The 19679-nt window shown below is 40.2% G+C and carries 18 protein-coding genes and 1 pseudogene; 18 read left to right on the forward strand and 1 reads right to left on the reverse strand.

The features are described 5' to 3' along the window. The coding region (locus L950_RS17350; RefSeq protein WP_021189522.1) for a DUF5695 domain-containing protein at positions 1 to 1327 on the reverse strand (1327 nt) is incomplete at its 3' end. 202 nt (positions 1328 to 1529) lie between these two features. Between L950_RS17350 and L950_RS17355 the strand changes: the two genes are divergently transcribed. The 18 genes and pseudogenes from L950_RS17355 (at position 1530) to L950_RS17410 (ending at position 19627) form a co-directional block, all read left to right on the forward strand. After that, positions 1530 to 2393 carry an AraC family transcriptional regulator gene (locus tag L950_RS17355; RefSeq protein ID WP_021189523.1) on the forward strand — a complete coding sequence of 288 codons (864 nt, stop codon included), beginning with the start codon at positions 1530 to 1532 and terminating at the stop codon, positions 2391 to 2393. Between the two features lie 112 nt (positions 2394 to 2505). Further along, complete coding sequence (locus tag L950_RS17360; RefSeq protein ID WP_021189524.1) at positions 2506 to 3408, forward strand: dihydrodipicolinate synthase family protein; 903 nt, start codon at positions 2506 to 2508, stop codon at positions 3406 to 3408. Between the two features lie 95 nt (positions 3409 to 3503). Further along, entirely contained in the window at positions 3504 to 3782 is a 279-nt protein-coding gene (locus L950_RS35670; RefSeq protein WP_197086506.1) for an aldehyde dehydrogenase family protein, read from the forward strand. After that, positions 3722 to 4990: an aldehyde dehydrogenase (NADP(+)) gene (locus L950_RS17365; RefSeq protein ID WP_197086507.1), complete on the forward strand. Its 1269-nt coding sequence runs from the start codon at positions 3722 to 3724 to the stop codon at positions 4988 to 4990. The genes L950_RS35670 and L950_RS17365 overlap by 61 nt, the downstream gene beginning before the upstream one ends. A gap of 21 nt (positions 4991 to 5011) precedes the next feature. Next, positions 5012 to 6009, forward strand: a pseudogene (locus tag L950_RS17370) (4-hydroxyproline epimerase). A 22-nt stretch (positions 6010 to 6031) separates the two neighbouring features. Beyond that, the gene (locus tag L950_RS33715; protein WP_231577376.1) at positions 6032 to 6337 is read left to right on the forward strand and encodes an FAD-dependent oxidoreductase; all 306 of its coding nucleotides are present in this window, start codon (positions 6032 to 6034) and stop codon (positions 6335 to 6337) included. Continuing rightward, positions 6312 to 7289 carry an NAD(P)/FAD-dependent oxidoreductase gene (locus L950_RS17375; protein ID WP_231577377.1) on the forward strand — a complete coding sequence of 326 codons (978 nt, stop codon included), beginning with the start codon at positions 6312 to 6314 and terminating at the stop codon, positions 7287 to 7289. Before L950_RS33715 ends, L950_RS17375 begins: the two co-directional genes overlap by 26 nt. A 16-nt stretch (positions 7290 to 7305) precedes the next feature. Next, the gene (locus L950_RS30500) at positions 7306 to 7791 is read left to right on the forward strand and encodes a hypothetical protein (RefSeq protein ID WP_197086508.1); all 486 of its coding nucleotides are present in this window, start codon (positions 7306 to 7308) and stop codon (positions 7789 to 7791) included. Next, the gene (locus L950_RS17380; RefSeq protein WP_197086509.1) at positions 7767 to 9080 is read left to right on the forward strand and encodes a DUF885 family protein; all 1314 of its coding nucleotides are present in this window, start codon (positions 7767 to 7769) and stop codon (positions 9078 to 9080) included. The genes L950_RS30500 and L950_RS17380 overlap by 25 nt, the downstream gene beginning before the upstream one ends. 21 nt (positions 9081 to 9101) lie before the next feature. Beyond that, positions 9102 to 10523, forward strand: coding sequence for an APC family permease (locus L950_RS17385; protein WP_021189525.1), 1422 nt, complete (start codon positions 9102 to 9104; stop codon positions 10521 to 10523). A gap of 70 nt (positions 10524 to 10593) precedes the next feature. Further along, a complete protein-coding gene (locus L950_RS30505) occupies positions 10594 to 11832 on the forward strand; it encodes a DPP IV N-terminal domain-containing protein (RefSeq protein WP_197086510.1) in 1239 nt (412 codons plus the stop codon). Beyond that, positions 11805 to 12836, forward strand: a complete 1032-nt coding sequence (locus L950_RS30510) for a S9 family peptidase (RefSeq protein WP_197086511.1) — start codon at positions 11805 to 11807, stop codon at positions 12834 to 12836. The genes L950_RS30505 and L950_RS30510 overlap by 28 nt, the downstream gene beginning before the upstream one ends. 337 nt (positions 12837 to 13173) lie before the next feature. Then, entirely contained in the window at positions 13174 to 13542 is a 369-nt protein-coding gene (locus L950_RS30515) for a hypothetical protein (RefSeq protein ID WP_197086512.1), read from the forward strand. After that, positions 13479 to 16163, forward strand: coding sequence for a beta-L-arabinofuranosidase domain-containing protein (locus L950_RS17395; RefSeq protein WP_197086513.1), 2685 nt, complete (start codon positions 13479 to 13481; stop codon positions 16161 to 16163). Before L950_RS30515 ends, L950_RS17395 begins: the two co-directional genes overlap by 64 nt. 71 nt (positions 16164 to 16234) lie before the next feature. Further along, complete coding sequence (locus L950_RS26890) at positions 16235 to 17353, forward strand: family 43 glycosylhydrolase (protein WP_052764452.1); 1119 nt, start codon at positions 16235 to 16237, stop codon at positions 17351 to 17353. Further along, positions 17314 to 18456: a discoidin domain-containing protein gene (locus tag L950_RS26895; RefSeq protein WP_084825478.1), complete on the forward strand. Its 1143-nt coding sequence runs from the start codon at positions 17314 to 17316 to the stop codon at positions 18454 to 18456. The genes L950_RS26890 and L950_RS26895 overlap by 40 nt, the downstream gene beginning before the upstream one ends. Continuing rightward, positions 18444 to 18965, forward strand: a complete 522-nt coding sequence (locus L950_RS17405; RefSeq protein WP_021189526.1) for a hypothetical protein — start codon at positions 18444 to 18446, stop codon at positions 18963 to 18965. The genes L950_RS26895 and L950_RS17405 overlap by 13 nt, the downstream gene beginning before the upstream one ends. Next, a complete protein-coding gene (locus L950_RS17410; RefSeq protein ID WP_021189527.1) occupies positions 18962 to 19627 on the forward strand; it encodes a hypothetical protein in 666 nt (221 codons plus the stop codon). The genes L950_RS17405 and L950_RS17410 overlap by 4 nt, the downstream gene beginning before the upstream one ends. Positions 19628 to 19679 lie beyond the last annotated feature (52 nt).

Consider the following 19679-nt stretch of genomic DNA (forward strand, 5'->3'; position numbering starts at 1 on the left):
AATTTCTTATCTTCATAATCGTAGCTGATAACAGATGGAGATCTTCCAAACGGTCTTTATCAGTTTCATACCACTGTGTGGTCGTTAAGAAATTTCCAAGATCATTCACCACATCTTTTTCTGACTTAATCACTTTATATTGGATGGTTTGTTCGATACCATCCTGGTAGGTAATAGTCAATCGTGCACGACCCCATTGTTGACCTTTGACCTCATATTGATGCCATTTTTGTGGTGTATCTTTTTGCTTAATAATACTTAAAGAACCCTCTGGATAGACAGAAATGTTTTTAATGGCCTTGTTATGTTTGATAAACAACTTGACAGGATTATCTAATGGAACGACATATCCAGGAGCTCCAATTGCCACGGGTCTATTATTTTTTAGGAGCGTATTTTCAATTTCTTTAATACTTGGTGCCAGGACAAACTTGAGTGCAAATGTTTTAGACTCATTTGGTTTTAATAGGGTCGAAGTTGGTTTATTCCATTGTTCTACTCCTTTCCATTCTGTTTCAGCTAGTGCTTTGCTATGGATCATCCATTCATGGAAACCTTCGAAAGTAATACTTTTTGGTGTAGGATCAGTGTTTAAGGGGTTGTATGCCTCAAATCCTGCATTGGCATATGGTAGAACCAATAGGCTAGGGCCATTTCCATGTAAATGGTTCACTTGCATATAACCTGCATCTTTTCCAATGTAGGGGTCGAAAAACACATTTTGTGCATGCGCCTGATTCAGATTTTTCCAATCCATATTGTTATTGAAGGGTAGCGGTATGCCCAAAGCTCCGATTTCAATAGCTTGATCGGTAGGATTAGTGATTTGAAACTTTAAGATCAGATCGCCGTTTACATTTTCCCAGCTTCGCACAATTTTTAATGGAATGTCTCCTAATGTTGAGGTAATGTCAGCAGCAGCTAGAATTGTTTTTGAAGGCGTTATTTCGATTACTTTCTTGCGGTCTTTGGCCGAAGAATAACTTGACCACTGTGTCTCTCCTTGTCGTTTAAGACTGATGTTGATATCGCCGATATGGAAAAAGTTATTACGGTCACGTTTATGGAGCATTTCAATAGGCGTATAATCAAAAGCAAGATCGCCATTGGTCTGTTGAAAAGCCGATAAAGTTTGTGACGTATTAAGCACTTTAATTTTCAACTGATTTAGATTAAAACTTTTGGCTCCTTGGTCTATGCCTAAAGTAGCAGGTTGACTTTTTGTTGCCTTCCATACGGGATGTTCATCCTGTTGACTTAATGCTGGAAGGCTATATTGGATGTAAAATATTGTAAATAGGAGATAACAACTTTTCTTTAAATTCATTTGCAAAGTTTAGAGATTAATTAATCTTTAATAGGATATAAGGTGAACTGTTACAAATTTGACTTATTAAGTTCTTTTTTTATTACCAGATTTTAACAATGTGTAACATGTTATTGATATAAAGCAACAAAATATTTGTTTTGTAAACAACTAAGTTATAAATTTAATGTATAAATGACATTTATTATAAACCAATCTATTTATGAAACCAATTCAATATCGGGTTCCTGTTCCCAAAGATAGGAGCGTTTTTATTCAGGAAGATTTTTTGGATAAGTTTTACCCTCATTTGCATTGTCATGAGGAGTATCAGTTAATTTGGATTAAGGCGGGAGCTGGACAATTATTAGTAGATGATAATGTACATTATTTTGAAAAGGGTGATATCTTCCTTTTAGGATCTAACCAAGCACATGTGTTTAAAAATGATTTATTACACGGGTATGTTCAATCTATTTCTATTTTCTTTAGTTTAAAAGGAACATTGTCAAAGATTTTGAATGTCCCTGAATTAAGCACATTACTTGATTTTATTGACAATAACTGCCGGGGTTTTAAAGTTCCTAAAATATACTTGCCACAAGTGAGCCGAAGAATAGAAGCGCTCAAGAATTCGGATAGTTTGGGACAGTTGGTCAGTTTTTTTTATTTGTTGAAGTCTTTGAATAAACTTTCATTTAATCTTAAACCACTTTCGGGAATAGCATCTAATGGATTGGGAGAAGTTGGATCTTTTAGGATTACAACCTTGTGCAATTTTCTTGAAAATAATTATAAGAACAACATTGGTTTGAATGAAATAGCAGAGAAAGCGAATCTGACACCGCAGGCCTTTTGTCGTTATTTTAAGAAAAGTACTGGCAAAACGTTCATTTCTTATTTAAATGAATTGCGGGTAAGGGAAGCCTGCCGTTTACTTGGAGGAAAAGATTATGACTGCATTTCGATCGTTGCTTATGACTCGGGGTTCAATAGTATTACAAATTTTAACCGCGTTTTTCGAAATATACTAGGAATCTCACCCAAGATGTATGTTGCTAATTATAAGAATTTACTTTACGGGTAATTGAAAATGTTAATATCCAATAAGTAATTATTAAAACCCGGTTAGTTTACTTCTTTTATAGTTGGTTTCTTTGATAAAAGAAAATATTAAACTAATTAAGTAAAAACCAACTATGGCTGAATTAAATTGGAAGGGTGTTTACCCAGCAGTATTGACCCCCTTTAAAGAGAATGGTGAGATTGACTTTGATATGTTTGCTAAGAATACCGAAGCACAGATTAAAGCAGGGGTGCACGGTATTATCATTGCAGGATCATTGGGTGATGCAGCAGTTCTGGATACGAATGAAAAATTTGAATTATTGACTTATGCAATCCAGGTTATTGCAGGCCGAGTACCTATTATATTGAACATTGCAGAAAATACAACTAAACATGCTGTTAATTTTGCTGTTAAAGCAAAAGAATTAGGCGCAGACGGTTTAATGTTATTGCCTCCGATGCGCTATAGGGCTGATGACCGTGAAGTGGTCGCATATTTTAAAGCAGTAGCGAATGCAACAGATTTGCCAATATTAATTTATAATAACCCGGTTGATTATTCGGTGTTTGTATCAACTGCTATGTTTGATGAATTGAAAGATTGTCCAACGATCGTTGCGGTAAAAGAATCCACCCGAGATTTGACAAATATAACCCGGATGAAAAATAAATTTGGTGAACGCTTTAAGATATTAGGTGGTGTAGATACAATCTCTTTGGAATCAATAGTAGTGGGTGCTGATGGATGGGTTTTTGGTTTAGTTGATGCTTTTCCGAATGAAACTGTTGCGATGTATAATTATGCTTTAAATGGTGAATACGATAAGGCATTAGAAATCTATCGTTGGTTTATGCCTCTATTGGAGCTGGATATCCACCCTAAGCTTATTCAATATATTAAGCTTGCCGCAACAGCCGAAGGAATAAGTACGCCACATCTTCGTGCACCTAGACTTCCGTTGGTGGGTGAAGAAGCGGAAAGAATTAATAAAGTTATTGCTGATGGTATTGCTAATCGCCCTCAGTTAAATTAGGATCTGCATGTTAAATAGCATTAAGGTACTGTGGGCGATTGGTGAATACTATTCGCCTACGGTGCGTTTTTTATATATAAAAATTGAAATAAATAATGAATCAATCACAAGTTTATTTGGATGAGCGTATTCGCATAGCGGCAGAAGCATTTCAATTTTTGAAATCTACGACGATTGCGCAGCGTGCCGCATTTATGCATGCTGTTGCAACTGAAATTGAAGGGTTAGGCCCGGAACTTTTGGAGACTGCTCATGCAGAAACAGCATTGCCTTTGCCTCGTCTTACAGGCGAAAAGGCACGAACAGTAGGGCAATGGCGCAGTTATGCCAATGCGGTGGCAATGGGTATTTATACAGAAGCCGCATCGATTTAGCAAATACTGAAACAGGTAAAAGTGATATCCGGAAATTCAATTTGGGCATAGGACCAGTTGTTGTATTCGGGGCCAGTAATTTTCCATTTGCTTTTTCTACGGCAGGAGGTGATACGGCGAGTGCTATTGGCGCAGGCTGTCCAGTGATTGTGAAAGGCCATTCGGGACATTCTCAAACATCGACCATTATGGCCGATGCGATAGCGACTGTTATTAAAGAATTTGGGTGGCCGGAAGGAGTGTTTAGCCATATTCTTGGTGCCCATATTGAAGGTACAGATACCAAGATAGGTGCCTATCTGACGGCTCATCCTCTTGTGAAAGCGGTTGGCTTTACGGGGTCGTATTGGGGTGGGAAAGCCCTATTTGATATCGCTAACCAAAGGGAAGAACCGATACCGGTATTTGCCGAGATGGGAAGTATCAATCCGGTATTTGCCTTTACCCATCTCCTAACGGATAGAGCGGAAGATCTCGCGAAAGAATATGCCGCTTCGCTGACTTTGGGTGTGGGCCAGTTCTGTACCAATCCTGGGGTATTTATAGCTGTAAAAGGTGATGCTCTAGAGCGGTTTAAAAAAGCGTTGGCATCGGCAATAGCTACTATTGCTCCGGGCACAATGCTCAATGAGGGTATTTATGAACATTTTGAAAAAAATAAAATAACATTAAGCAGCCAACATGCGGTAGCTGTAATCGCCGAATCGAGTGTTGAATCCACTCGAGGTCAAGGTCGTCCCAGGATCATTAGAACTTCAGCAAGCAATTTCTTAAAAAATCAGGTATTAAGTGAAGAAGTATTTGGTCCTTTTGCTGTATTGGTAGAAGCCGAAAATGATGATGAAGTACTGGCTATAGCGCAGCAGCTCAAGGGACAATTGACGATTACAATTGCAGGGACTAAGGAGGATGTGCAAGAACATCTAGATGTTTTTAATGTGGTGAAAGATAAAGCAGGGCGTATCTTATTTAACGGAATGCCAACTGGAGTAGAAGTGGTCTATGCGATGCAACATGGAGGTCCTTTTCCTTCCTGTACCGACCCAAGATTTACCTCTGTAGGACCGGATGCGGTGAAGCGTTTTGTACGCCCTTTATCTTTTCAGAACTGGCCAGATGAATTCTTGCCAGAAGAGTTGAAAAATGAAAATCCATTAGGTATTGCGCGGATCGTAGATGGTGCTGTGGTTACAACAACAAGTATTTAGGACATTTTTGTATAGCAATTGATGAAGAAAACGTTTTTTTGTATTGACTCCCACACCTGTGGTTGTCCAGTTAGGTTGGTAGCAGGAGGAGGGCCGGTGTTGCATGGAAATTCGATGATGGAACGTCGGCTACATTTTATGGAAGAATATGACTGGATTCGTAAAGGATTGATGTTTGAACCCCGTGGTCATGATATGATGAGCGGAAGTATTCTGTATCCGCCAACAGATCCAAATAATGATACCGGTGTACTTTATATTGAAACAAGCGGCTGTCTTCCGATGTGTGGACATGGTACTATTGGTACTGTGACTATTGCGATTGAAGAGGGATTGGTCATCCCTAAAGTACCGGGTAAGCTGCGTCTAGAGACACCAGCAGGTTTAATCCTGATCGATTATGTACAAGAAGGACCAAAGGTAAAAACGGTTAAGCTGACCAATGTTAAGTCTTTTCTCTATAAAGAAGGACTTAACGTGATATGCCAGATTTGGGTGAAATTATTGTTGATGTAGCCTATGGTGGGAATTTTTACGCCATTGTTGATCCGCAGAAAAATTTTAGAGATATAAGCGATTTTTCAGCGAGTCAGCTCATTCATTATGGGAAAATTATTCGCCATTTACTTAATGAGCAGACAGATTTTGTTCATCCTGAAAATGAAAATATTTATGGTCTGAGCCATATCCAATGGACTGGGAAACCAACCAAAGAAAATTCTACAGGAAGAAATGCTGTGTTGGTAGGTGAGAATGCATTGGATAGATCTCCCTGTGGTACGGGAACTTCTGCTCGCATGGCACAATGGTATGCTAAAGGGAAGTTGAAAAAAGGAGAAGAGTTTGTTCATGAGAGTTATATCGGTTCGCAATTTGTCGGTCGTATCGAAGAAGAAACAACCATATCGGGGCAGACTGCCATCATTCCCTCTGTAGAAGGCTGGGCAAGAATTACGGGGTATAGTCAAATCATTATTGATGATGAAGACCCCTATAAAGAAGGATTTCAGGTTATGTAATTACTATTAAAATATCAAAAAAGTGTCAACACATAATAAAGGAAAAGTTGCTATCATAGGGGCGGGTATAGCAGGATTGTCTACTGCCTATTACCTCTTACAGGATGGTTGGGAAGTTCAAATTTTAGAGAAAGGGAATGGGCAAGACAATTGTTCCTATGGCAATGCAGGAATGATCGTGCCTAGTCATTTTACACCATTGGCAGCACCAGGCATCGTGGCACAAGGTGTAAAATGGATGCTGAATAGTAAAAGTCCATTTTACGTCAGACCTTCATTGAATTTCATTGATCGATTGGGGTTTGAAATTTTTGAAGCATGCCAATGAAAAACATGTAAACCGAAATGCAGCAGCTATACGTGATTTGAACCTTGCGAGTAGCCGATCATATGATGAATTGGCTCAACAGGAGGGTTTTGATTTTGAGCTAAGACAGAACGGTATTATGATGCTCTACAAATCTAGCCATGTTGCGCATGAAGAAATTGAATTGGCAGAAAAAGCCCAAAACTTGGGATTGGATGTGGAAGTTTTTGATCAAGCGGGTATACAGGCTTTAGAGCCTAATCTCCGAATGGATACGATCGGAGGTATTTTATACAAATGTGATGGTATCTTGTATCCTCCCAAATTGATGAAAACATTGACAGATTACTTGTTCGCTCATGGTGTCCAGGTTCACTATCAAACAGATGTAACAGGATTCAAGTTTTCAGGTAAAAAGGTGTCTGAAATCCTTACTTCAAAAGGAGCATTTCATGCCGATGAAATTGTCGTGACTGGGGGAGCGTCGCTACCTGCATTAGCTTCGAAGTTACATTTGAAGTTACCTTTAATGCCTGGAAAGGGATATTCTTTTATGCATAATACAACCGACAATAACCAGATGGTACATGCGGCTTTGCTGTTAGAAGCTCGTGTAGCGGTGACGCCTATGAATAATCAGATTCGTTTTAGTGGAACCATGGAATTAGGTCCGGCAAATGATAAGATATACAGTAATCGCGTAAAAGGTATCGTCGAATCTATCCCTAAATATTTCCCTGATCTAAAGGTCGATTATCCGCAGGATATCTGGTTTGGCTACAGACCATGTTCGCCAGATGGGCTTCCATATTTGGGCAGGACTTCTAAATACAGCAATGTCAGCATTGCGGGTGCGGGTGGTATGATGGGTTTGAGTTTGGGACCTGCTTACGGAAAAGCGATCACAGCCCTACTATCCGATAAACCTACAGAAACGGATATCAAGGGCTTTAGTCCAGATCGGTTTCAATAGACAAAAATAAACCTAAATGATGAAGAAAAACAACAATAACCCTAACGTAAAGAAATTTATAGTCATTGGAGTGCTTTGTATGGCTTCTTCGCTAACAGATGCCCAAGATATGGATTTGTATCAACACACAACACCTATTGAGCCTTATATCATACAATACCGCCATGATCTGCAGGCTGTCAATTATTTTTATGGCCCAATGCCTAAAAATTGGGGATTTCAGCAGTCGGCAGCCTCACCCGAGCAGATCAATAGACTGGTCAAGATCGATGATGACTATTTAGCTAAATTAAAAGGATTTGATTATAAGAAATTGAATACAAATGGTCAAGTCGATTATATTTTGCTGAACCAAAAAGTGCAACGACACAAGGAAGAACTCAAAGAAACATTAGCTTCTTACAATCGACTGAAGCCTACTTACCCTTTGCCGAAAATATTCTTCAGTTTGAACAGAAACGTCGTCGCGGTGCCGCTGTGGTCGGCAAGGATGTTGCCATAGTGTTAGAAAAAACGACTGATCAGGTTTCTGAATCGATTCAAAAGCTAGAAAATGCGGCCGCGATTGAATCTGCTGATGTCAATTTTTTGGTCAATATGGTGGAGTCATTGCGAGTCCGTTTGGAGAGTGCGTTCGATTTCTATAATGGATATGACCCGATGTTTACTTGGTGGGTCCCTAAATCTTATGAAAGTTTAAATGAAAAACTGATTCAATATAAAACAGCTTTGCAGGGAAAGAGCAATTGGAAAGTCTTTAATGATGGCAGTAATATTGGTGGGCAACCGATCGGAAAATCTGCACTCAACAAAAAGTTACGTGAAGAAATGATTGCATATAATGCGGATGAGTTGTTGCGTATCGCTGATCAGGAATGGGAATGGTGCGTGGCAGAGTTATTAAAAGCTTCTCGTGAGATGGGATTTGGAGACGACTGGAAGGCCGCGCAGGAAAAGGTTAAAAACACCTATGTGCCAGAAGGGCAACAACCTGGTCTGATCAATGAATTGTATGATCGGGCCCAAGCATTTATCAAGGAGCACGAGCTAATTGCAATTCCTGAATTGGCGGATGAGACCTGGGGAATGATTATGATGACTCCTGAACGGCAGTTGGTGAATCCTTTTTTTACGGGAGGGCGTGAGATCAGTATTTCCTATCCGACCAATACCATGACTTATGATCAGAAAATGATGAGCATGCGTGGTAACAATCCACATTTTTCTTTGGGTACGGTGCAGCACGAACTCAATCCGGGGCATCATCTACAGTATTTTATGAATAAAAGGTATAAACCGTATCGTGAGCAGAATTTCAATACACCATTCTGGACAGAAGGCTGGACGTTATATTGGGAATTACTGCTCTATAGAATGGGTTTTGCAAAAACACCGGAAGAACGTATCGGGATGTTATTTTGGCGGATGCACCGTTGCGCACGGATTACCTTCAGTATTAAATTTCACTTAGGTGAGTGGACGCCACAGCAATGTGTTGATTATTTAGTTAATCAGGTCGGTCATGAACCTGCAAATGCGCATGGTGAAGTGAAGCGATCATTTGAAGGTTCCTACGATCCTTTATATCAATTGGCTTATTTGATCGGTGGTTTGCAGTTACTGAGTATCAGTGATGAATTGGTCGGATCGGGGAAAATGTCCTATACCGAATTTCATGACCGGGTCATTAAGGAGAATTACTTACCTATGGAGATGGTCAGGGCGATATTGACAAATCAAAAGCTTGAACCTAACCATCAAGCAAAATGGAAATTTTATAATTTTAAATAAGCGCAATTCAATCCTCAATCTATGAGCAGTCAAGAAAATAGTCAAGATTTCAAAAAGTCCCTAGGTTTATTGGATGCAACGATGCTCGTTGCCGGAAGTATGATTGGTTCGGGTATCTTTATTGTATCGTCAGATATCGCCCGAAATACGGGGTCTGCTGGCTGGCTGATGGTGGTGTGGCTGATCTGCGGATTTATGACTTTAGCCGCAGCTTTGAGTTATGGCGAGCTCAGTGCCATGTTTCCGAAAGCTGGTGGTCAGTATGTTTATCTCAAAGAAGCTTATGGGCCGGTGGTTAGTTTTACGTTCGGTTGGACTTTTTTTGCCGTTATTCAGACGGCTACGATTGCAGCTGTGGGGGTTGCTTTCTCCAAGTTTACAGCTTATTTGTTTCCGGTACTAGATGAAGATGTTTATTTGCTGGTGATGGGGAACTATCATATTTCATCTGCTCAAGTGCTGGCTATCGCTGTTATTTTGCTGCTGACCTTTATTAATACAGGGGGTGTAAAGAATGGCAAAATGGTACAGACCATACTTACCTTGATCAAAATATTAAGCTTGGTTTTATTGGTTATTTTTGGTTTTGCGGCTTTCGATCTGGAGGTGTGGAATCAAAACTGGTCTTCGGAGAATATGTGGAATCTACAGCGATTAAATGTGGATGGATCGACGGCAGATTATGCCACTTTTGGTGCATTTGGTGCCATATCTGCTGCTTTGGTAGGGGCGTTGTTCAGCAGCGATTCCTGGCATTCATCTTCTGCTGTAGCAGGCGAGATCAAGAATCCGCAACGCAACATTGGGCTGAGTTTAGCACTGGGGACTCTCATTGTGACCGTGATCTATATTTTGACAAATTTGATGTATACGGGTGTATTGACGATCGAGGAGATGGCCAGTGCGCCTAAAGATCGTGTGGCCATGCTTGTGGCGCAAGAAATTTTTGGTCCTGTTGGTATAGCCATCTTGGCGATTATGATTATGGTCAGCACTTTTGGATGTAACAATGGACTGATCTTGGCTGGTGCAAGGATCTATTATTCCATGGCTAAGGATGGTTTGTTTTTTAAGAAAACAGGAACCCTAAATAAGAATGCAGTACCGGCTTACGCTTTGTGGTTGCAGGCGGTGATTGCTTCTATATGGTGTTTAACAGGTAAGTATGGCGATTTGTTGGATATGATTACCTGTGTAGTTGTCATCTTTTATGTGTTGTGCATCATCGGCATCTTTTGGCTAAGATATAAGCGCCCCGATGTACCGAGACCTTATAAAGCCTTTGGATATCCTTTTATACCAGCGATCTATATTTTGATGGGGATCTCGTTTATTATTTTGTTGGTGATCTATAAACCGCAATTTACTTGGCCAGGTATTATCATCACGCTTTTGGGTATCCCATTATACTATGTTGTGAAACAAAAGGAAGCGAAGACTTAATCTTACTTATTTTCATCATGCCTGTTTATGGATAAAGGCATCATCTATAAGATATAAAAAAATAACACATATGAAGTTAACATTAACCGCTGTTTTAGTGCTGCTATTGCAACTTACGACAATGGCACAGGGCACATTGGACGATTATAAACGTGCCAAAGAGATCAGGAGTTCATTTGGCAAGGTGTATCAGGTTCCACAGCAGATTATTTGGTCTGAAAAAGGAGATAGTTTTTCTTATCGGGTGACCCAGAAAGACGGAAAGAGGAGCTTATATCTGGTCGATGCGCTGAACAAGAAAAAAATAGATACCGATGTTGCTGCGATTGAAAAGCAGCTATCCGATCAGTTGGATAAAGAAGTGAAATTAGGTGTATTGTGGGGACGAGATCTGAAAGTGCTGACGGCCAACGAAGTGGAGTTTACAGAAGAAAAAGTGGTCTGGAAGTGGAATGCCCAGGAAAATAAACTGAGCAAGTTGCGGGATGTTCCTACAGCAGGTGCTGATCGGAGATCGGACGGATATTGGGGAGCACGATGGGATGATAGTAAGGGGGAATCTGTAGACTCACCCGATAAGGCCTATACTGCTTATATTAAAAATAGTAATGTATACATCAGCAAAAAAGGGGATTCAAAAAGTGAGCGACAGTTGACCTTTGATGGAAGCCCCGGTGAGTATTATAGTGCCCGTATCCAATGGTCCAATGATTCAAAGAAATTGGCTGCTTCAAAAGTACGAAAGGCTGAAATTAGACAGTTGACTTTATTGGAGTCTTCTCCAGTGGATCAATTACAACCTAAATTACAAACCAGAGATTATAATAAACCTGGAGATGCTTTGTCACAATATTATCCAACTATTATTGATGTGATGGATGGTCGGGTGATAACTGTAGATCCTGCCCAGGTCGCCAATCAATTTTCATTGTCTGCACTGGTATGGAAGGCGGATAATACTGGAATCACATTTGAATATAACCAACGTGGTCATCAACGGTATGACGTGCTGGAATTGAATGCTGTGGACGGAAAAACAAAAGTCATTATTTCGGAGCGCACCGCAACATTTATTGATTATAGTGGAAAGAAATATCGGAATGATCTTAAAAAAACAGATGACATCATTTGGGCTTCTGAACGCGATGGGTGGAATCATCTGTATCTGTTCGATGCCAGAACTGGAGCATTGAAACATCAGATTACCAGAGGAAACTGGGTGGTGCGTAAAGTCGTTAACGTCAATGAGGATAGCAAAAAATTATTTTTGAGGCGAGTGGTATGGATAAGGGATCGGATCCCTATTTAATCCGTTACTATTCGATTGGCCTTGACGGTAAGGGCATGAAAGAACTCACCTCGGAACCGGCAAATCACCAAGCAACATTCAATAACGATCAAACCTTATTTGTGGATCTCTACTCTCGTGTTGATCAAGCGCCAAAGACAGTCTTACGACGCGCTGTAGATGGGCAGATCGTCATGGATTTGGAACAAGCTGATATTTCGGATCTGGAAGCCACGGGATGGCGCAAACCTGAAGTGTTTAAGTCTCTGGCTAGAGATGGTAAAACCGATATTTGGGGCATTATTGTTCGTCCTAGAAATTTTGATCCCAACAAAAAATATCCAGTGATCGAATATATCTATGCTGGTCCGCATAGTTCTTTTGTACCCAAGTCATTTTCCGCTAATCCTTCAGGACTTACTGAACTTGCGGAATTGGGATTTATTGTGGTGCAGATCGACGGAATGGGAACATCCAATCGTTCGAAGGCATTTCAAGATGTGGCATGGAAAAATTTAAAAGATGCTGGTTTTCCTGATCGTATTGCCTGGATGAAGGCTGCCGCGCTTAAATATCCCTATATGAATATTGAAAAAGTCGGTATTTATGGTACTTCTGCTGGAGGTCAGTCTTCTGCTGGAGCACTCTTGTTTCATCCTGAATTTTATAAGGTAGGGGTTTCATCTTGTGGATGCCATGATAATCGTATGGATAAAATATGGTGGAATGAACAATGGATGGGCTGGCCGATCGGACCTGAATATGCAGCTTGCTCTAATATCGAAAATGCATATAAATTAGAAGGAAAGTTGCTATTGATCGTGGGTGAGTTAGACGATAATGTGGATCCTGCATCGACTTATCAGTTCGTTAATCAGTTGATTAAACATGGTAAAGACCACGACTTCATTATGGTTCCGGGAATGGGGCATGCTTCTGGTGGTGATTTTGGAGAAAAGAAACGTCGCGATTATTTCGTGAAACACTTGCTTGGAGTAGAACCTCCAGCATGGACGGCTTATTAGCGAAAGTGCGCTGACTGATAATTGTTTTAAACCAAAACAGGAGTATCTTATCATTATGCCGATCGTAAAACGATTGGCATAGACAGGCATGCACATAGATAAGATCGAAAAATTAATTTTTGTGATTATAGATAGATTTAACGGTTGCTTGCATGTTGTTGAACATAGACAGAATGAAAATTGAGCTTGTGAGCTCAGGAAATAATTTGAAGCTTCATCGCCTTTATAACTTAAACCGAGCTTGCGAGCTCATAAAGGAATGATTTAGACATGAAAAGTTACACTTTTTTTACGTGTTATCCTCGTTGCTACGATCCTAACGAAAGGGTTCAGCCCAGTGCAGGCTCAAAATGGGGATCAGATATTGGATGGAATCGGCGAAACTGGAATGATCGCACGATATGTATTTAATGGAGATTTGAAAGATTGGTCTCGAAATAATCTGCATGCCACAGCTGGACGGAATGCTGCATTTATCAACGATAAGCGGTTTGGAAAAGTATTGTCGTTGACGGGAGAAAGTAATGATTTTATACAGATCCCTGCTGATGCATTGACCGATATGGAGTCGTTAAGTATCTCAGGTTGGGTTTATTTGCGTTCGGATAAAAAAATCAAGTCTTTTTTGACTTTGGAAAGGATGTGCATAAACATTTCTTTGCAGCTCCTTTTGGCACGACCATTCAAGATGGTTTCCAAAGTTTAATAACAGCAGGGAAAAATAATCAAAAAGGAGCGGTTTCTCCAGCATTAGTATTGAACAAGTGGGTTTACCTGACGATCGTGGTGGATATTCCGGCTAAAACGATGAAGACTTATGTGGATGCTGTGCTTGTTGGGGAATCTAAGCAGATACCGCGTGAGTTGACCGAAGTTTTTGGATCTTCTGGAGATAAGAACAAATTGTATATCGGAAAATCATTTTTGACAGGATCTCCGTCATTGGATGGCATGTTGCATGATTTTCGGATCTATCGTGTTCCGCTGAGTAAAAATCAGCTTACTGGAATTTATACCAATTCACAACGTGGAGTAAGTAATCGCGACGTAAATGTGACGAAAGTGGAGGATAACCTACCGGAGTTTCCATTGACCCAAGCACAACTCTATAATGCTTACTTAGTTGCTGTGCCAGATATACAGGTGGAAACCGCATTAGGAGATTTACCACGTTTACCAAGTTATATACAGGGAACATATAAAGAGGAGATGGTTGGTCCTAAAGTACGGGTATTGTGGCCTTCGCCAAATGATAACAGTACCGTCTTGGAAGCTGGACGTTATACCATTACAGGACGAGTTCCGGGAACAGATTTACAACCTAAAGCAATCGTGACTGTAAAGTCAAGCAAGACCAATGCTGCACCAAGCTTAAAGCTGGAAGTTTTTGATCTTAATCAGGTTTCCTTGCAAGCTGATGCGCAAAATCAAGAAACGAAATTCATTGAAAATCGGGATAAATTTATCAACACATTAGCGACGACTGATCCCAACTCTTTTCTCTATATGTTTCGTGATGCATTTGGGAAACGACAGCCTGAAGGTGCTAAACCTTTAGGGGTCTGGGATAGTCAGGATACCAAACTCAGAGGCCATGCTACGGGTCATTATTTGACTGCGATTGCACAGGCCTATGCGAGTACTGGATATGATAAAACTTTGCACGCTAACTTTGCAGAGAAAATGACGTATATGGTCAATAGCCTATACGAACTGGCACAATTGTCGGGCAAACCACAACAAGCAGATGCCGTGGCTATAGCTGATCCGACTGCTGTACCTTACGGTCTAGGCAAATCAACCTATGACTCTGATCTGAGTCAAGAAGGTATCCGTACGGATTATTGGAATTGGGGTGTAGGTTATATTAGCGCCTATCCACCCGATCAATTTATTATGTTGGAAAAGGGTGCGAAATATGGGGGACAGAAAACGCAAGTTTGGGCTCCCTATTATACCTTACATAAAATTTTGGCCGGCTTAATTGATATTTATGAGGTAGGCGGCAATGAAAAGGCGCTTCAAGTGGCAACAGGAATGGCAGACTGGGTGCATGCGCGTCTTAGTCAATTGCCTAAGGAGACCCTGATAAAGGTATGGAATACTTACATTGCAGGTGAATTTGGAGGAATGAATGAGACAATGGCGCATCTCTACCGCATCACCAATAAGGAACACTATTTGAAAACTGCTCAATTGTTTGACAATATCGATATGTTCTTTGGCAATGCGCAGCATGCACATGGATTGGCGAAGAATGTCGATACTTTTCGGGGGTTGCATGCCAATCAACATATTCCACAAATTGTGGGGAGTATCGAGCTATACCAAGTTTCAAACCTACCTGAATATTACCGCGTAGCAGACAATTTCTGGTATAAAGCTGTCAATGACTACATGTACAGCATAGGTGGGGTTGCGGGTGCACGCAATCCGGCTAATGCTGAAGTTTTTACAGCAGAACCGGCGACGTTATATGAAAATGGTTTTTCTGAAGGTGGACAGAATGAAACTTGTGCGACTTATAATATGCTTAAATTAACGAGCAACCTGTTTCTTTTTGATCAACGTGCTGAATATATGGATTACTATGAACGTGGATTGTATAACCATATTTTAGCTTCTGTTGCTGAAAATACTCCAGCGAATACGTACCATGTGCCACTGAGACCAGGAGCAATAAAGCAATTTGGAAACCCCAATATGACAGGCTTTACGTGTTGTAATGGTACCGCAATAGAAAGTAGTACCAAATTGCAGAATAGTATTTATTTTAAAAGCAAGGATGATCAAGCTTTATATGTCAATCTATTTATTCCTTCTACTTTGGACTGGACTGAACGTAAGGTGACTGTGGAACAGAAGACCAGCTTTCCAAAACAAGACGAGACCGAGCTGACCATAAATGGAAATGGTAAATTTGATCTTCATATCCGTGTGCCGAGCTGGGCAACCAAAGGATTTTATGTGACTATTAACGGTAAAGATCAAAAAGTACAGGCAAAGCCAGGTTCTTACTTGAAATTGAGTCGCCATTGGAAGAATGGTGATCGCATTACGCTGAAAATGCCTTTCCAATTTTATTTAGATCCGGTCATGGATCAACAGAATATTGCCAGTTTATTTTATGGACCTATCTTGTTGGCGGCTCAAGAACCGGAAGCGAGAAAAGATTGGCGTAAAGTGTCTTTGGATGCAAAGGATATCAGCAAATCAATAACGGGAGATCCGCAGCGTTTAGCGTTCAAGATTGATGGAGTTGATTTTAAACCATTCTATGATACCTACGGACGACACTCTGTTTATTTGGATGTTACGTTGAAATAAGTGCAAATTATGCTAAAAAATCTGAGGGGTACTTTGCTTGACGATGTACCCCTTTATTATACATACAGACTATGAAAAAAATTTTGTTTTCAGCTTTTTTCTCCCTTATCATGGGAGCTGGATCTGCTCAGTCATTAAAAAAGTATGAAGCACCTCATGCTATGAACCCATTATTGCCAGGGTATTTTGCTGATCCTACAATCAAAAAAATAGGCGACACCTACTATATTTACGCTACAACTGATGGGAATGGGTGGGGCGCTGGTCCATCGCAGGCATGGACCTCCACAGATTTTAAGAATTGGACTATACAACCCATGAACTGGCCTAATACGCATTGGTATTGGGCTCCCGATATGACAAAAGGATATGACGGAAGGTATTATCTGTATTATAGTCAGCCTGTTGAGATATTCGGTGCGGTATCAGATACACCTGTTGGGCCTTGGACATCTTTGGTTGATAACGGTAAATCTATTATACCCAATTATATGATTCCTGGAGTGATTACCTTGGATGGTCAAACATTTACGGATCGGGACGGAAAAATTTATATGTATTGGGGTACTTGGGGTATTTATCCAGACCATGGCTGCGCTGTAGGCTTAATGGGGCAAGACATGAAGAGCTTTGAAAAAATTGAGTTGATCCCCAACACAGTGGCAAAAGACTTTTTTGAAGCTCCATTTATGTTTGAACGCAATGGTATATATTATATGATGTATTCATCTGGTCATTGCGAAGATCATACTTACCGCGTCCAATATGTAAAAAGTACGGTAGGACCGATGGGACCATTTGAATATCCGGCCGATAATCCCATATTGGTAACAAATGATGATGGTACAATACATGGTCCTGGGCACCATAGTGTGCTGGAAGAAGGAGGTAGATATTACATCGTGTATCACAGGCATAACAATCCGCATTCAGGTGGTGGTTTTCATAGGCAAATTGCAGTAGATGAGCTTTTTTTTACACCTGAGGGGGATATACAAAAAGTCGTTCCTACGCATGAAGGAATTGCTGATCTCATCAAACAAAAATCTTATCCGGAGGATCGAGCGTTTGGAAAGCCTGTGGTGGTCTCTTCTTTTTATAATGAAGATTTTAGGGCGTCCTTTTTGGTTGATGACAATAACGGAACTTTATGGAGAGCAAAAGACAATCATCAACCGCCTGGCTCATGATCGACCTGGAAAAAATAACAGATGTACAGACTGTTGCCATTCAATTCGAATATCCTACTTATGCTTACCAATACCGGATAGAAACTTCAACAGATGCTAAAAATTGGACACCGTATGATGATCAGTCTAACAATAACCGTTGGGCAAGTCCAGTATTGTCGCATGGAAATGTAGCGGCACGATATGTCCGTCTCCATATATTGAATACACAATTAGCGGGTTTGCCTCGTGGAGTATGGAATATTAAAGTTTATGATAAGCCTCTCATGGAAGAAACGGTATGGTCAGCCCCGCAAAATATGGCTCCTAATGAGAAGACTTTTGGTTCTTTAATCCATTTAGATGCGTTGGATTATCGTGAAGGTGAGCGCATCACAACGATCCAAAACAAGGGCTTGTTAAAAGGAAGTTTAGATAGTGAAAAACCCGTTTATGTCAAGAATTACCAAGGGAAGAAAGCCTTTTTCTTAAATGGTTCAGCTTCACTTCGTTCGACATTTACAGTTCCTCAATCGCTAGCCGGTAATAGTCCTTACACCGTATCTATGTGGATAAACAATCCTAACATAGATCGATTTGAAAACGTCGTAGCGTGGTCTAAAGGCAATCAAGATATTAGCAAAGCAATATTCGGTTATGGAACAGATGCGCAGCGCGGAGCTGTTATCCATGGTGCCTGGCCTGATATGGGTTTTAAGACGCTACCGCTAGCAGATCATTGGCACCATATCATAATTTCATTTGATGGTTATATGGAACGTATTTATGTGGACGGACAGTTGCAACGAGAAGAAAACAGAATGTTATTTGTTAATCCTGCAGATTATTTTGTGGTAGGCGCATCGGATCTTTTGGATCAGCATTTTTCAGGTTATCTGGCAGATTTTAAGGTAGCTAATGTGGATCTCTCTGCTACATTAATAAAGGAAAAGGAGACTTTTTATCATGCTGAAAATATGTTTTTCGCAATACAGACAGATGATCTTGCTATCGGTAAAATCAACAAAGTAAGAAATCAGGGATCCAGTCAACATCATGACATTGTAGTTTATGGAGAAGTGCTCTTACAAGGCAATCGTACTGCCCTTAAATGGGTGAATTGAAAGATTCTGCATTGTCTAGTATTATTGTTCAACCATCCTATACCTTAGCTTTTGACTGGTTTGATGGTCAAGCTTGGAATCACGGTTTGGCAATATGCGATCAGGGAAAAACGTTATTTTATAAAAATGGAAAACAAGATCAGGTGAAACAGATGAATAGACTGTTGCGCATAAAAAATGATCAACTTGAATTGAAACATGCTGTTCATTTTTTCAATGCTTATCCTGAAAAATTTTCGTTAGATCAGATGCACGAAAACTATCAGACATGGAAAGCTAAAAGTGCCGCTGATCTGAATAATTATGTACCGGTTACTGCGGTTAATCCGTATTGGATCAATGATAACAATATATTTGTACAGATCCGTGGAGATCGGTCTGACTTGTTGTATCTATTTTCTACAGGTCAATACGATACGGGTTGGATTCAAGAACCTTATCATTTATTCGATCGCGCACATGTGGGCAAGACTATTTCAATTTTTGCAAAGATGAGTTCGGAAATGTGAGTAAAGCATTAGTGGTTGATATCCCGAAGTCCAAACCGCTGTTGATTGCTCCATCTGTTACCCAAACATTTGATTTGGGACAAAAAGAAATTCCCTATTGGGATGGTTGTCAAGTCGGTACTTATCCAGATAGTACACAAGTTCGCATCAGTGGAGTTGACGGACAATGGACGTTAGGCTCTAAGCATACTAAATGGGGCGATGCAAAACTATTACCTCCATTTGTATATAGAGAATTGGAAGGAGATTTCACCATTCAAGTTCATGTAAAAGATGTCGCTGGACTAGCCGAAAAAAGCCGCACTTCCAGTGAAGCTGGTATCATGATACAGGCAGGCGAACAATTTAATTCTTATATCAATAATACGGTATTAACGGGCTGGAATTTGGGTAATTTAGCGCGAAGTATAGGCTATCAAACTCATCAAGAAGGAAATAATGGGACAGGGTTACAATTTTTTCCTTATATCCAAATACAAAAAATAGATGATTATTTCTTTCTTCGCAGTTCTCAGGATGGTATTACCTGGATTGATCTTCCCAATACCCCATTTCTGCGCTCCGATTGGAGAGGACAAAAACTACGCGTAGGACTATATCAGATTGCAACCAATAATCAAGAAGGATATGGTTTATTTGAACAGGTTAAGATTTGGCAGTAATAGCTAAAAATGATGCAGTAAAAAAGCCGTGATCAATTGAGATCACGGCTTT

The sequence above is a fragment of the Sphingobacterium sp. IITKGP-BTPF85 genome (assembly GCF_001006065.1).
GTDB classification, from domain to species: Bacteria; Bacteroidota; Bacteroidia; order Sphingobacteriales; family Sphingobacteriaceae; genus Sphingobacterium; species Sphingobacterium anhuiense.

Bases quoted from the DNA above. Each gene is read 5' to 3' on its own strand.
- L950_RS26895 (WP_084825478.1), top strand. From the start codon at position 17,314: ATGGAGAGCAAAAGACAATCATCAACCGCCTGGCTCATGATCGACCTG.
- L950_RS35670 (WP_197086506.1), top strand. From the start codon at position 3,504: ATGAATCAATCACAAGTTTATTTGGATGAGCGTATTCGCATAGCGGCA.
- L950_RS17360 (WP_021189524.1), top strand. From the start codon at position 2,506: ATGGCTGAATTAAATTGGAAGGGTGTTTACCCAGCAGTATTGACCCCC.
- L950_RS30500 (WP_197086508.1), top strand. From the start codon at position 7,306: ATGATGAAGAAAAACAACAATAACCCTAACGTAAAGAAATTTATAGTC.
- L950_RS17385 (WP_021189525.1), top strand. From the start codon at position 9,102: ATGAGCAGTCAAGAAAATAGTCAAGATTTCAAAAAGTCCCTAGGTTTA.
- L950_RS17405 (WP_021189526.1), top strand. From the start codon at position 18,444: ATGGGTGAATTGAAAGATTCTGCATTGTCTAGTATTATTGTTCAACCA.
- L950_RS30505 (WP_197086510.1), top strand. From the start codon at position 10,594: ATGAAGTTAACATTAACCGCTGTTTTAGTGCTGCTATTGCAACTTACG.
- L950_RS26890 (WP_052764452.1), top strand. From the start codon at position 16,235: ATGAAAAAAATTTTGTTTTCAGCTTTTTTCTCCCTTATCATGGGAGCT.
- L950_RS17355 (WP_021189523.1), top strand. From the start codon at position 1,530: ATGAAACCAATTCAATATCGGGTTCCTGTTCCCAAAGATAGGAGCGTT.
- L950_RS17365 (WP_197086507.1), top strand. From the start codon at position 3,722: ATGGCGCAGTTATGCCAATGCGGTGGCAATGGGTATTTATACAGAAGC.
- L950_RS30510 (WP_197086511.1), top strand. From the start codon at position 11,805: ATGGATAAGGGATCGGATCCCTATTTAATCCGTTACTATTCGATTGGC.